The 13,972-nt window shown below is 34.7% G+C and carries 13 protein-coding genes; 12 read left to right on the forward strand and 1 reads right to left on the reverse strand.

What is annotated here, in order from left to right; all coding sequences use genetic code 11:
- Window positions 1–47 precede the first annotated feature (47 nt).
- Window positions 48–581 carry a 3'-5' exonuclease gene (locus tag AC4BBX_RS13275; protein WP_490454288.1) on the reverse strand — a complete coding sequence of 178 codons (534 nt, stop codon included), beginning with the start codon at window positions 579–581 and terminating at the stop codon, window positions 48–50.
- 144 nt (window positions 582–725) lie between these two features.
- Between AC4BBX_RS13275 and AC4BBX_RS13280 the strand changes: the two genes are divergently transcribed.
- The 12 genes from AC4BBX_RS13280 to AC4BBX_RS13335 all read left to right on the forward strand — a co-directional run bounded on the left by AC4BBX_RS13280 (window position 726) and on the right by AC4BBX_RS13335 (window position 13,886).
- Complete coding sequence (locus tag AC4BBX_RS13280; protein WP_490454289.1) at window positions 726–1,637, forward strand: Gfo/Idh/MocA family protein; 912 nt, start codon at window positions 726–728, stop codon at window positions 1,635–1,637.
- Between the two features lie 114 nt (window positions 1,638–1,751).
- Window positions 1,752–2,621 carry a UDP-N-acetylmuramate dehydrogenase gene (gene murB / locus AC4BBX_RS13285; protein ID WP_490455816.1) on the forward strand — a complete coding sequence of 290 codons (870 nt, stop codon included), beginning with the start codon at window positions 1,752–1,754 and terminating at the stop codon, window positions 2,619–2,621.
- A 282-nt stretch (window positions 2,622–2,903) separates the two neighbouring features.
- Window positions 2,904–3,137, forward strand: coding sequence for a CAT RNA binding domain-containing protein (locus tag AC4BBX_RS13290; RefSeq protein ID WP_490454290.1), 234 nt, complete (start codon window positions 2,904–2,906; stop codon window positions 3,135–3,137).
- A gap of 3 nt (window positions 3,138–3,140) precedes the next feature.
- Window positions 3,141–3,761 carry a PRD domain-containing protein gene (locus tag AC4BBX_RS13295; RefSeq protein WP_490455817.1) on the forward strand — a complete coding sequence of 207 codons (621 nt, stop codon included), beginning with the start codon at window positions 3,141–3,143 and terminating at the stop codon, window positions 3,759–3,761.
- A 627-nt stretch (window positions 3,762–4,388) separates the two neighbouring features.
- On the forward strand, window positions 4,389–6,293 hold the full coding sequence (locus AC4BBX_RS13300) for a beta-glucoside-specific PTS transporter subunit IIABC (protein ID WP_490454291.1): 1,905 nt from the start codon (window positions 4,389–4,391) through the stop codon (window positions 6,291–6,293).
- Window positions 6,294–6,420: 127 nt separating this feature from the next.
- Window positions 6,421–7,854 carry a glycoside hydrolase family 1 protein gene (locus AC4BBX_RS13305; RefSeq protein WP_490454292.1) on the forward strand — a complete coding sequence of 478 codons (1,434 nt, stop codon included), beginning with the start codon at window positions 6,421–6,423 and terminating at the stop codon, window positions 7,852–7,854.
- Window positions 7,855–8,088: 234 nt separating this feature from the next.
- Entirely contained in the window at window positions 8,089–9,168 is a 1,080-nt protein-coding gene (locus AC4BBX_RS13310; RefSeq protein WP_490454293.1) for a DUF871 domain-containing protein, read from the forward strand.
- Entirely contained in the window at window positions 9,155–10,051 is an 897-nt protein-coding gene (gene murQ, locus AC4BBX_RS13315; protein WP_490455818.1) for an N-acetylmuramic acid 6-phosphate etherase, read from the forward strand. Before AC4BBX_RS13310 ends, murQ begins: the two co-directional genes overlap by 14 nt.
- Before the next feature lie 33 nt (window positions 10,052–10,084).
- Window positions 10,085–11,515 carry a PTS transporter subunit EIIC gene (locus AC4BBX_RS13320; RefSeq protein ID WP_490454294.1) on the forward strand — a complete coding sequence of 477 codons (1,431 nt, stop codon included), beginning with the start codon at window positions 10,085–10,087 and terminating at the stop codon, window positions 11,513–11,515.
- Window positions 11,515–12,132 carry an HAD family hydrolase gene (locus AC4BBX_RS13325; protein ID WP_490454295.1) on the forward strand — a complete coding sequence of 206 codons (618 nt, stop codon included), beginning with the start codon at window positions 11,515–11,517 and terminating at the stop codon, window positions 12,130–12,132. Before AC4BBX_RS13320 ends, AC4BBX_RS13325 begins: the two co-directional genes overlap by 1 nt.
- Before the next feature lie 73 nt (window positions 12,133–12,205).
- A complete protein-coding gene (locus AC4BBX_RS13330; protein WP_490454296.1) occupies window positions 12,206–13,054 on the forward strand; it encodes a MurR/RpiR family transcriptional regulator in 849 nt (282 codons plus the stop codon).
- 34 nt (window positions 13,055–13,088) lie between these two features.
- The gene (locus tag AC4BBX_RS13335; protein WP_490454297.1) at window positions 13,089–13,886 is read left to right on the forward strand and encodes a sugar phosphate isomerase/epimerase family protein; all 798 of its coding nucleotides are present in this window, start codon (window positions 13,089–13,091) and stop codon (window positions 13,884–13,886) included.
- The last annotated feature ends 86 nt before the right edge of the window (window positions 13,887–13,972 follow it).

The raw sequence follows: 13,972 nt of genomic DNA on the forward strand, positions 1-13,972 counted from the left end.
TAGTAAAAGGAAAGGAGAAATCAGGGGACTGATCTTCCCTTCCTTTTTTATTTCATCAAAACTAATTTTTTTAATGGATCTGTGCCGAACATTTTTTCTTGATGTAAAAGAATTTGAGCGCAAGCACGACTATCCTCTAGGGCATCGTGATGATTAATTAAAGGGATATCGAGATATTCACACATGGTGTTTAAGCGATGATTCGGAATTTCCGGATAAAGTTTCCGGCTCGTTTTCACTGTGCAAAGAGACATATAACTTGGTTGATCCAAGCCATAATAATCAAGACAGCCAGCTAAAACTCCAGTATCAAAGCCAGCATTATGGGCAACAATTAAACTGTTTTGATGATAAAAACGAGCAATCTGTTGCCAAATATCAGGAAATTTAGGGGCATTGAGAACATCATTTGGTCGTATACCGTGAATTTGGATATTTTTCCAGAAAAAATCGGTCTCTGGCTTAATTAAGGTATAATACTCATCTACGATTTGACTATTACGAACCATAACCAAAGCCAGTGAGCAAGCACTATGTTTTTGATAATTAGCTGTTTCAAAGTCCATGGCAATAAAATTCATTTTCTGTCTCCTATTTTTAAACAAAATTTACTTCATCTACTGTATTTTAACGGAAGATGAAGTAAGATGAAAGAAAGGATGTTTAAAAAGATTTAATTAGAATAAATATTTTTAAAAACAGTTAATTTCTAGGAGGTTTACTAAATGAAAGTTGGCGTGATTGGTTTAGGAGGAATTGCACAAAAAGCATATCTTCCAACTTATATTAAGTTACAAGATCGAGGGGAATTTATATTTGCTACACGGAATAAAGAGGTACAAACCAGATTATCGACGCAATATGGCTTACCAGAACTGAAAAATAATTTACAGGAATTGATTGTAGAAGGCATTGAAGCCTGCTTCATTCATACAGCAACCAGTAGCCATTACGAACTGATTAAAACTTGTTTGTTGGCAAATATTCATGTCTTTGTAGATAAACCAATCAGTGAAAATATTGAAGAAGTGACTGAACTACAAGCACTGGCAAAAGAAAGACAATGTATTTTGATGGTTGGCTTTAATCGACGCTTTGCTCCTATGGTGGAAAAACTCAAACAAATTCCTGAGAAAAGAACCTTGATTTTACAAAAGAATCGTGCGTATTCTGAACAACCAACTGCTTTTGAAATTTTTGATTTATTTCTTCATTTGGTTGATACTGCAGTGTATTTGTTGGATGACGAAATTATTTCTTCGACTAGTCGAATTCGTGAGAGTGAGACAGGGATGGAAATCGCCGTATTACATTTAGAAACTGCAACAGCGACGGCTATTTTATCAATGGATTTAAAAAGTGGAGCGAATCGTGAAGTATTTCAAGTGACGGCTCCAAGTGGGACAACTATTGTCGAAAACTTGATTGACTTTAAAACCGTCACATCTGTTGAGCAATCGGAAAGTTTTAATGATTGGCAAACAACTTTGGAAAAAAGAGGTTTTCAGCAAATGGTGGAAGTATTTTTAGATGCACTAGAAACTGGAGTGCAGCAAGAATTAAAACAAGAAAATATCTGGTTAAGTCATCAGTTGTGTCATGAAATGTTAAGACATCATCAAGAAAACAGCAACTAGTAGTCAGTTATCTCAGAACGTGATAAAATGAACAGGATATTTGATCAGAATTATTAAATAAGGGGTATGTAATCATTGAAAATCCAAGAAAAGTTTTTAAGCCATTTTCCTGAAATGAACTTATTGATTGATGAGCCATTAATGAATTATACGTTTACACAAACCGGCGGACCAGCTGATGTTTTAGCATTTCCAAAAACACAAACAGAAGTGGTGAAATTAATCAATTTCTGTCGACTTGCAGAAATTCCATGGTTGGTTTTAGGAAACGCTAGTAATCTAATCGTAAGAGACGGTGGGATTCGTGGTGTTGTCATTATGTTATTAGATATGAATACCATTACAATTCAAGATACCGTCATTACTGTAGAGTCTGGTGCACGTTTAATTGATACAAGTTATACTGCTTTGGAACATTCCTTAAGTGGATTAGAATTTGCTTGTGGGATTCCAGGAAGTGTCGGTGGTGCAATCTATATGAATGCAGGTGCCTATGGTGGAGAAATTCAAGATGTATTTATTTCTAGTGATGTGTTATTTCCAGATGGAAACATTCGCACATTAACAAGTAAGGATATGGACTTTAGTTATCGCCACAGCGCCCTCCAACTTTTGGGTGGTATTGTTTTATCTACACGCTTTGAATTGACTAAGGGAGATCCTGAAGTCATAAAGAATAAAATGGATGAACTAACTTATTTGCGAGAATCCAAACAGCCATTGGAATATCCTTCTTGTGGAAGTGTGTTTAAGCGTCCGGAAGGGCACTTTACTGGTAAATTAATTCAAGATGCTGGTTTGCAAGGTTTAGTTTGGGGTGGAGCCCAAATTTCTGAAAAACATGCAGGCTTTATTGTGAATATCAATCAAGCAAGTGCGACGGACTATGTTGAATTGATTGCCCATATCCAAACAGTAATCAAAGAAAAATTTGATGTCCATTTGGAACCAGAAGTACGTATTATTGGCGAAGAAGTGGTTTAACCACTTCTTCTTTACTATCAAAAAAGTCAAATGGAGCTTGAAAATTTCACAAAAATTGGTCAAAAAACAAGTGTGTTTTAGTGAGTGTTCTTAATAAATTGACTGCAAATTTCCGAAAAAAGAAGCCTTTTCATGAAAGCGTTACAAACGTTGACAAGTAAAGTTTCCTATAGTATATTGTGCAAAGGATAGTTATTATTTAGTTAAGCTAGACCTAAACGGATAGTTGCATCTGTTTAGGTTTTTTATTATCTTTAGAATTGAACTGGAAAAGAGAAAAGGGTGAATCGTTTGAAAATTCTAAGAATCTTGAATAATAATGTAGTGATTGCTTTAAACGATGATGGGGAAGAATTGGTTTTAATGGGGAACGGGTTAGGTTTTCAAAAAAAGCCCGGTTTTGAAATTGATCAGACAAAAGTTGAAAAAGTATTTGAAGTGAAAGATGAATTAGAATCTTTAAGAGTCGAAAAACTATTCTCCGAGATTCCAGAAGAAATCATTAAAATCTCTTAAGAAATTTTAAGTTACGCAAGAGAAAATTTGAAAAAAGATTTAAATGAAACGACCTTTATTGCTATCGCGGATCACTTGCACACAGCTATTCAAAGAACTCAAAAGAACATTCACATGAAAAATTTTCTATTATGGGATGTAAAACGGTTCTTTCCCCAAGAATTAGAAGTGGCTCGAAAAGCTATTACTGTGGTGAATGACCGAATGAATGTAGAATTAACAGATGATGAAGCTGGTTTTTTGACTTTGCATATTGTTAATGCAGCCATTGATTCCAACCAAGAGAGTGCTATAGATTTGACTCAAATGATTGAAGAGATTTTGACAGTCATTAAATATACACTTAAAATTAATTTTGAAGAAAATGATATTTATTTTCAACGATTTATCACTCACTTACGATTTTTCTCAGAGCGAGTTTTAAATCCTCACAGCGACTCTCTTGATGAGGATCAAGTAGAGAACGAATTATTTGAATTAGTAAACAGAAAATATCCAGAAGCTTTTACAGCAACTAAAAAAGTTGTCGAGTTATTAAAAACTCGCCGGGGGTATGAAACATCGAAAGACGAACAAGTATATATTACAATTCATATAGCAAGAATTATTGAAGCGATGAAATAGTCGTTACTATTTAGCTGTTACTGGAAAGCGTAGGAACTAATTGTTATATTCACGGTAAACTTGACGCTTTACTGCGAGAGAGGCTGAAAATTGATTGAGAGGTATCATCTGTTGCGCTCATTTCTGCTATTATTTTTAGCGTATGTCATCATTCTATGAGTTAATCTACAGAAATTTTGAAAGCTATCTAGCGTAACGGAACAACGAAAACTGCAAAAAGAAGTCAATGTGAACTACTGTCACTTAGTGTAGCGATTAGTTAGAGTTTGTTCCACGATCGACAAAAGCAGAAATCGTTGTGTAGTATAGCGAATGGATTATAAAGATAACTGTGAATACTAACAACTAATTCTTGCTTTAAAAAATTCGTTTGAAAGCGTTGACATTTTCATTTAATTACAGTATATTAATTTCAGGATAGTTATTATTCAGTTAAGCTAGACCTAAACGAGAGCGTTAGTGGCTCAGTTTAGGTCTTTTTCTGTTTTTTCAGACCGAAAAAGATAACTACTAGGATTCTGGAAAGAAAGGAGTGTATTCATCCCGTTGTAAGGGAATAGGGTCGTTACATTTAGTTGGCGAGACCTCTGGATTAAAAAAATAAATTAATTTTGGAGGCAAAAAATTATGGGGAAATATGAACAATTAGCAGAAGATATCGTTAGAGAAGTTGGTGGAAAAGAAAACGTTAACTCTCTAACAAATTGTATTACACGCTTACGTTTCAAATTAAAAGATGAAAGTAAAGCAAATGATGAAGTATTAAAAAATATGGACGGTGTCGTAACTGTCATGAAATCTGGTGGACAATACCAAGTTGTTATTGGAAATCATGTACCAGATGTACGTAAAGATGTAGATGCTGTTTTAGGTGTGTTAGAACCTACGGAAGACTCAGGACCAAAAGGCAATCTCTTTAGTCAGTTTGTTGATATTATTTCAAGTATATTCCAGCCAATTTTGGCTCCATTGTCTGCAGCCGGTATGTTAAAAGGTCTTGCGGCAGTCCTTTCTTTCGCAATAGGTTCAGGTTTTTCACAAACTCCAACCTATGCAGTACTAAATGCAATGGGTGATGGATTATTCCTATTCTTACCAATCTTTTTAGGATTTACGGCAATGCAAAAATTTGGTGGATCACCATTTGTTGGTATAATGATTGCAAGCAGTATGGTTTACAGAGGATTTATTGATGGCTCTATCGCAGCACAATTTGCTGAATCTGGTGGCTTAAACTTCTTTGGAATTCCATTTTCTGTTCCTGCAGCTGGATACGGATCTTCAGCAATGCCAATTATCTTTGCAGTGGCATTTGCAGCTTTCCTTGAAAAACAGCTAAGAAAAATTATTCCAGATGTTGTAAAATTATTCTTGGTTCCATTCTTTACAGTACTAATTACATTACCATTAACATTCTTAATCATTGGCCCAATTATGACTGTTGCTGCAGATTGGTTGGGAGCAGCTTTCATGGCTATTCAAAGCTTTAATCCAATTATTTATGGTGCTGTATTAGGTTTTACATGGCAAATTTTAGTAATGTTCGGTTTACACTGGGCGATTATTCCATTCTATTTAATGGAAGTAGCTGCCGGCAATCCAACTGGATTACTTTCTCCAAGTGGTAGTGTATCATTTGCACAAACAGGTGCTGTTTTAGCAATTATGTTAAAAACCAAAAATCTGAAATTAAGAGAATTATCAATTCCAGCATTTATCTCTGGTTTGTTTGGTGTTACTGAACCAGCAATTTACGGTATTACTTTACCTAAGAAAAAACCATTTTGGATTTCTTGTGTGGTTGGTGGCTTGACTGGAGCAATTGCGTTAGGTTTGGGTACAGTGACTTATCGTGCAGGTGGATTAGGAATTTTCCGTTATCCAAACATGATTTCAAATGAAGGAGATCCAACGTTAGCTATTTATGCTGTGATCCTAGATATTGCAGCTCTAGTACTAGCTTTTGTCTTAGTTTGGATGTTAGGATTCGATGATGAAGTTACAGCAGCAATGAGCAAAGATGAAGCAAAAGGTTCATTTGGTGGCGGAAAAGCGCTAGTTAAAAAATTGGGTAAAGAAGAAGTTCTTTCTCCAATCGAAGGTAAATTATTACCATTAAGCGAAGCGAAAGATGCTGCTTTTGCTGAAGGAATCATGGGTAAAGGTGTCGTTGTTGAACCGACTGTTGGTGAAGTTGTTGCACCATTTGACGGAACTGTAATGGCTATGTTCCTAACAAAACATGCAATTGGTTTAATCTCTGATACTGGATTAGAAATTCTAATCCACTTAGGTATTGATACAGTTCAATTAGATGGTTTACATTTTGAATCATTTGTTGAACAAGGAACAAAAGTGAAAAAAGGCGATCGATTAGTTACCTTTGATATTCCAGCAATTGAAGCTGCTGGCTACAGTACTCAAGTACCGATTATTGTGACAAATACACCAGATTACACAGATGTGATTGAAGCAACTCAACCAACTGTGAAACAAGGGGATGTCTTGATTACAGCAGTAATTTCAGAGTAAAAGAATGAGAAACATTTAGCTTTAAGAATAAGCTGTAAAATCTAAAAGTAGTATACCTACTATTCAAGATTTTACAGCTTGTTTTGTTTCAATTGAGCTTAGATCAAAAATAAAGGAGCGACAATCTATGAGTTTTCCAAAAAAATTTTTATGGGGTGGCGCAACGGCTGCTAATCAGTGCGAAGGAGCCTGGAATGTAGATGGCAAAGGAGATTCTATTAGCGACCATAACAGGGCTGGTAGTCGAACTTCAGGTACGAGACGTAGCTTTGATTTAGAAATTGATGATGAAAATTATTACTACCCAAGTCATACGGCAATTGATTTTTACCATCGTTACAAAGAAGATATCGCTTTGTTTGCTGAAATGGGCTTTAAAGTTTATCGTCTATCAATTGCTTGGACGCGTATTTTTCCAAATGGCGATGAAGAAACGCCTAATGAAGCAGGACTACAATACTATGATGATTTATTTGATGAATTGCATAAATATGGCATTGAGCCATTAGTGACTATTTCTCATTTTGAATTGCCTTTTAATTTAGGTAAAAAGTATGATGGTTTTTTGGATAAGCGTACGATTGGTTTTTACGAACGTTATGCAACTACTCTGTTTGAACGTTATAAGGATAAAGTCAAATATTGGCTGACTTTTAATGAAATTAACTTTGGGACTTTAGAACACGGAAAACGAATTAGTGGTTTGTTCAATCGTGAGTATTCAGAGTCAGAACAATTTCAAGCATTGCATAATGTATTTTTAGCTTCGGCAAAAGCGGTAACGGCAGGACATAAAATCAATCCTGATTTCCAAATTGGTTGTATGTTGGCTTATATCACCATGTATCCAAAGACTTGTCGTCCAGATGATGTATTAAAAACCCAACAAATGAATGATCGCTTAAATTATTTCTGTGGAGATGTTCAAGTTAAAGGCCACTATCCGTACTATATGAAAAGTTACTTTGAAAAAAACAATATTGAAGTTGAAATTACAGAAGAAGACCAAGCAACTTTGCAAGCTGGAAAGGTTGATTATTATACATTTAGTTACTACATGAGTACATGTATTGCTGATAATTTAGATAATCGTAATGATAAATCAGGTGGGAATTTATTTGGTGGTGTTTCCAATGAATACCTTGAAACCAGCGATTGGGGTTGGCAAATTGATCCAGTTGGTTTACGTTATACATTAAATCAGATTTATTCTCGTTATGAAGTACCATTGATGATTGTTGAAAATGGCTTGGGTGCTTTTGATAAAGTCGAAGAAGATGGCTCAATTCAAGACGATTATCGAATTGAATACTTTAGAAAACATATTGCAGAAATGGGCAATGCGATTGATGACGGCGTGGATTTAATTGGCTACACACCTTGGGGCTGTATTGATTTGATTAGTGCAGGAACTGGTGAAATGAGCAAGCGTTATGGTTTCATCTATGTAGATCGTGACGATGAAGGAAATGGAACGTTAGAAAGAAGTCCGAAAAAATCGTATTATTGGTACAAACAAGTGATTGAGTCAAATGGGGAAAATTTGACAGATTTAGACTAATTTTTTAAGACTTAGAAAGAACTTTCTTTCTAGGTCTTTTTTTTATTTCATTGAATTAAAGAATAATTTCTGTAATCTTTCAAAATATTTACATATTTGTTCTCGTTTTCATTTAATTATTATAGGATAAAAAGAAATTTTATTTCTTTTTATTAGCTTTTATCTAATAATACTTGAAATTTTATTTCTTTATGTTTATAATGAAAGCGTATTAATGAAATAGGAGGTGAGAAAGTGTTAGGTTTTTCTGTTTTTTTGGGAGATACGTTTCATCAGGAGAAAAAAAATTATGTAAAGGAAATGTTTGAACTAGGCTTTAGAAAAGTATTTACGTCCTTACACATTCCAGAAGATGATGCTTCGCAATTATTTAATAATTTAAAGGTACTAGGTAGTTTAACAAAATCACTGAATATGGAATTAATGGCAGATATCTCTGTGGATGGATTAAAACGTTTAGGTATTGACTTAACACAGACAAATGCAATTCAGGAACTTCAAGAACTAGGTGTAACAGGTATTCGTATGGACTACGGAGTTTCAAATGAAACAATTGCTAGTGTTTCAAATTTAATGTCTGTTGGTTTGAATGCTTCAACATTGACTGAAAAGGATGTAGAAGAATTAATTAAATATCAGGCTAATTTTGATCAAATGGAACTTTGGCATAACTATTATCCACGTCCTGAAACAGGCTTGTCTGAGGAGTATTTCATCAAATTAAATCAAAAATGGCAAAGTTTAGGAGCAAAGATTGTTGCTTTTGTTCCTGGGGATGAAAATTTACGCGGGCCTTTGCATCAAGGTCTCCCAACCTTAGAATGTCATCGAAAGAAACATCCTTTGTTTGCAGCAACTGATTTATTACAAACTTATCATTGTGATATTGTTTGTATTGGTGATGAAGGATTACAAAAAAGAACTAAGAAGCAATTCAAGGCATATTTTTACGATAAAAGGATTATTCTTCATGTATGTAATGTTGTTAAAACACATCAAGATTTATTTATAGGGAGTCATACGAATCGTTTAGACGATGCACGGGATGTTATTCGAAGTCAAGAAGCACGTTTCAAACAAATTCCTAAAATCAAAGCGAATCAGACAAAACAACGAAAATATGGAAGTGTGACTTTAGATAATGAACACTATTTACGTTATATGGGAGAATTACAAATTACTAAAGTTAATCTAAAGGCAGATAAAAAAGTGAACGTAGTGGCAGAAGTCGAAGAATCAGATTTGGATTTGATTCAGTGTATTTTGCCTGGCCAGCAATTTGAATTGAAAGAAAGTAGGAATAAATGTGAGTAATTTAGAAAATTTAACAACAGAAACACGCAATCCTAAAACCATGGAATTAGATCAAATGTCTATTATGGAAATCTTGAAGACAATGAATGAAGAAGATCGTAATGTTCCTTTAGCAATTGAAAAATGTTTACCGCAAGTTGAAAAAGTTGTTGAACAAATTATTCAAGCTTTTTCAAAGAACGGACGTTTAATTTACATGGGCGCTGGAACAAGTGGAAGACTAGGGGTTTTAGATGCTGCGGAATGTGTTCCTACTTTTGGTACAGAGCCTGAAATGGTTCAAGGATTGATTGCAGGTGGAATGAAGGCAATGACTGTTGCAGTTGAAGGTGCAGAAGATTCCGCTGAATTAGGGAAGGAAGATTTAATAGCTATTCAACTTACTGACAAAGATGTTGTTGTAGGAATAGCAGCAAGTGGTCGAACACCTTATGTTATTGGCGGTCTAGATTATGCTAATGAGATAGGTGCAACTACAGCAACTGTTTCATGTAACTTAAATGCCGAAATCAGTAAGCACGCTACTTATCCAATTGAGGTTGAGGTTGGACCAGAGATTTTAACTGGTTCTACTCGTTTAAAATCTGGAACGGCACAAAAACTAGTATTAAATATGCTTTCAACGGTATCTATGATTGGAAATGGAAAAGTATACAATAATTTAATGGTAGATGTTCGTCCAACAAACGAAAAACTTGTTGAGCGTGCAAAACGAATTATTATGCAAGCAACAGAATGTTCTTACGAAACTGCGGAAGTAGCTTTCAATGAAGCTGAAGAAAATGTAAAATTAGCTATTGTAATGATTCTAACAGATTTAGATAAAGCAACTGCAGCTACAAAACTAAAATCAGCAAAAGGTTTTATTCGTCAAACACTTTAAAAAAATAGTCAAAATTGAGGAGAGAAAAAAATTATGGCAGACAAAAATGTTTTAATCGCAAACGGCATATATGAGCATGTCGGCGGTATGGGAAATGTAAATAAAGTTGTTCATTGTATGACTCGTGTCCGTATGGAAATCAGGGATTACAATAAAGTAGATGTTGAGGGATTAAAAAAAGTTCCTGGTGTTATGGGAGTTGTTGAAGACGATACATTGCAAGTAGTTGTTGGCCCTGGAACGGTTAATAAAGTTGCACAAGAAATGGTTAAAATGGCCGGAGTTGGATTGGGGGATGTCATGCCTTCTGAAACTAAAAATGGTCGTTCAGCTGTAGATGAAAAAGCTGCTCAAACAAAAGCAGAGGTTAAAAGAAAAAATCAAAAACCTTGGTCAAAAGCTCTTAAATCAATTGCAAATATTTTTACTCCACTGATTCCTGCATTTGTAGGAGCTGGTATTATCGGTGGGATTGGTTCCATTTTAGGTAACATGCTAACTGCAGGTGTCCTTAGTGCAGATATGTGGATTTACATTCGATCAATTTTTGGAATTATTCAAAATAGTTTGTTTGCTTATTTAGTTATTTATGTGGGTATTAACAGTGCACGAGAATTTGGTGCTTCTCCGAGTTTAGGGGGAGTAATTGGTGGTTTAACAACACTATCAGGAATGAATCCTGATTTACCCCTGATGAATGTCTTTACTGGTCAACCGTTAAATGCTGGTCAAGGTGGAATTATTGGTGTAATTATCGCTGTATTCTTAATGTCTTTCGTTGAAAAATGGTTAAGAAAAATTATGCCAGAATCGATTGACATTATTGTTACACCAGTGATTACCTTACTAGTCATGGGTTTAACAACTATTTTCTTGATTATGCCACTAGCAGGATTTATTTCAAATGGTTTGGTAGGAAGTATTAACTGGATACTAGAAGTAGGAGGAGCCTTCTCTGGTTTTGTTTTAGGCGCAACTTTCCTACCTATGGTAATGTTTGGCTTGCATCAAATTTTAACTCCGATTCACTTACAAATGATTGAAAGTACAGGAAGTACTATGCTATTACCAATCCTAGCAATGGCTGGAGCAGGACAAGTCGGAGCTGCTATGGCTTTATGGATTAAATGCAAACGCAATACGCAATTAACAGAAATGATTAAAGGTGCGCTACCCGTTGGTATTTTAGGAATAGGGGAACCATTAATTTATGGAGTTACTTTACCGTTGGGTCGTCCATTTATTACAGCGTGTATTGGTGGAGGTATCGGCGGAGCTGTTATTGGTTTGTTCGGTAATGTCGGTGCGACATCGATTGGACCAAGTGGTGTTGCGTTAATTCCATTGATTGCTAATGGTCATTGGTTGAACTATGTAATTGGCTTACTTGCAGGTTACATGGGTGGATTCGTTATTACTTACTTCTTTGGTACAACTAAAGAAATGCGAATTGGAGTAGAGTAATGAAAAAAGCAGTTATTTTTGATATGGACGGGGTAATTGTTTTTTCTGAAAATGCCTATCAAAGACGACGAGATATATTTTTTGAAAAGCATGGTATAAAATTAACAAACGAGATACAGGAACAACTTGTAGGCTCCAATGTAAAGGATATGTTTATAAAATTAATTCCTGATGATGAGAATAAAAGAATTGACTTAATGGAAAAGTATGAAGATTTTAAATCTATTTATCCGATTGATTATCAAGAAATATTGAATCCTGATATTACTCAATCCTTAAAGGAATTATCAGATATGGGGATTCGTTTAGCGCTTGCTTCCTCGTCCTCTTTAAAAAGTATTCACAGTATATTATCGGATAATCAAATTCTTGATTATTTTGAATTACTAGTTAGTGGAGAAATGTTTGAAAAAAGTAAGCCTCATCCAGAAATCTATCAGTACACGGTTAAAAAATTAGATCTAGATTTATCAGATTGTTTAGTTATTGAAGATTCGGATATTGGTATGAGTGCAGCTCTAAATGCTGGATTAGAAGTTGCTTTATTGAATAATCAAAATTCTAAATCAACCCACCATATTCAATCATTACACGAGATATTGAAATATGTTAAATAAATATTGGGGAGCATACAGTTCTACTGTATGCTCTTTCAGTTATTTATTGTATGATTAGAATGGGAGGATGCTTATGAATATTTTATTTACAATCCAACATCAATTAGATAAACTTTCAAAAACTGAAAGAAAGTTAGCCGAATGGATATTGAATCATTCTGAGGAAGTGATTCATATGAGTGCAAAAACTTTATCTGAAGCAGCGCAAACGAGTCCAGCAACGGTTGTTCGCTTATGCTATTCTTTAGGTCTCGAAGGATTTACTGATTTAAAACTGAGACTTTCAGCCAATCTACCTGAAATTAAAGCTGGTTTGTACTCTGATATTGTACCAGATGAAAATATAGAAAGTATCAAACAAAAAATTAAATTGAAGGTTACTGATGCAATTGAAAAAAATGGTGAAGTTTTAGAAAATAGTGCTATTGAACAGGTTTTAGATTTATTAGAAAAAACTGATATATTTTATACTTATGGTATTGGTGCTTCTGGAACAGTAGCGGATGACTTTGCTCAAAAATTTTTGAGAATAGGTAGAAAAGTTATTTATAGCCAAGATGCACATTTGTTGACGACAATTATTGTGACAAATGATACGCCAGCCTTTCTCTTTCTTATTTCAAATTCTGGAGAGAAAAAAGATGTTTGTAAGTTAGCAGCTTTAGCGAAACATTATCAAGTTCCAGTTGTAAGCATGACCAGTAAAGGGCAATCTAGTTTAGCGAAATTATCAGATATTGTTCTGCATATCGAAGATGGGGGAGAGGCTCCTTTACGCAGTTCTGCAACAAATTCGTTACTGGTTCAGTTATATACGATAGATGTTTTGTTTTCGGCATACGCCTCAAAACACTATGAAAAGACGATGTTTCAATTGGAAAAAACCAAAAATGCTGTGCAGATATTGGAAGAGTATGAATAATTTCTATCTATTTAATTAGTAAAGGAGTAATTAAATGAAAATCGCGATTTTCAATCAACACATCACCGATGCTGCCAAACAAAGCGGATTTTCCAGAATTGAAATTCTGAAACAGTTACGAAAAAAGGGAGTCACCGGGCTAGAATATGGGATTCAAGAATTAGAAGATGTAGAAGTGACTAAAAAAGAACTAATAGAAGCAGAAATGGAAATTATTTCTATTTATCAACTTTGTCATTATGAATCAAATCTAAAAGCAGATACAAAAATTGTGGACGTAGCTGCTAGATTGGGAGTAGATAAACTTTTAATTATTCCAGGATTTTTTCAGGAAGATCAATCGGATGCAGAAGTTTTAGCTAGTTGTAAAAAAGCGATGAATGAATTAACAGCTTATGCAAAATCCAAAAGTATTCAAATCACGATTGAAGATTTTGACGCATCTAATAGTGTTATTCTTGATTCAGAAATGATGCGTTGGTTTGGTGAAAATGTGACTCACTTGACCTATACCTTTGATACTGGAAATTTTATTTACAGTGGAGAAGATGAATTAGTAGCCTTTGAGCAGTTAAAAGATAAAATTGTCCATGTTCATGCCAAGGATCGAGGAGCTAAAATGATTCCTCAAGCAGACGTTACAGTTACTACCAGTGGGCACCAATTATATACAGTTGCTACGGGTCAAGGAATTATAAAAATTTCAGAAGTAATCGAGCGACTAAAAGCACTGGATTATCAAGGATACGTTACGATTGAACACTTTGGGGCAGACGACTATCTACAAACGATGCTTGATTCTGTCGATTGGTTAAATCAAAAAATCAAATAAGAAAAATTCGAGACAAAAAAGATTCCCACCATGCAGAGCCGAAGCTTGCTAGTGGGAATCTTTTTTTATCGTTCTAATCTCTTCGT

It is taken from the genome of Enterococcus sp. AMC1157, from assembly GCF_058216555.1.

Excerpts from the sequence above, each read along its gene's own strand:
- AC4BBX_RS13275 (WP_490454288.1), bottom strand. The coding sequence starts at position 581 with ATGAATTTTATTGCCATGGACTTTGAAACAGCTAATTATCAAAAACAT.
- AC4BBX_RS13280 (WP_490454289.1), top strand. The coding sequence starts at position 726 with ATGAAAGTTGGCGTGATTGGTTTAGGAGGAATTGCACAAAAAGCATAT.
- murB (WP_490455816.1), top strand. The coding sequence starts at position 1,752 with ATGAACTTATTGATTGATGAGCCATTAATGAATTATACGTTTACACAA.
- AC4BBX_RS13300 (WP_490454291.1), top strand. The coding sequence starts at position 4,389 with ATGGGGAAATATGAACAATTAGCAGAAGATATCGTTAGAGAAGTTGGT.
- AC4BBX_RS13305 (WP_490454292.1), top strand. The coding sequence starts at position 6,421 with ATGAGTTTTCCAAAAAAATTTTTATGGGGTGGCGCAACGGCTGCTAAT.
- AC4BBX_RS13320 (WP_490454294.1), top strand. The coding sequence starts at position 10,085 with ATGGCAGACAAAAATGTTTTAATCGCAAACGGCATATATGAGCATGTC.
- AC4BBX_RS13325 (WP_490454295.1), top strand. The coding sequence starts at position 11,515 with ATGAAAAAAGCAGTTATTTTTGATATGGACGGGGTAATTGTTTTTTCT.
- AC4BBX_RS13330 (WP_490454296.1), top strand. The coding sequence starts at position 12,206 with ATGAATATTTTATTTACAATCCAACATCAATTAGATAAACTTTCAAAA.
- AC4BBX_RS13335 (WP_490454297.1), top strand. The coding sequence starts at position 13,089 with ATGAAAATCGCGATTTTCAATCAACACATCACCGATGCTGCCAAACAA.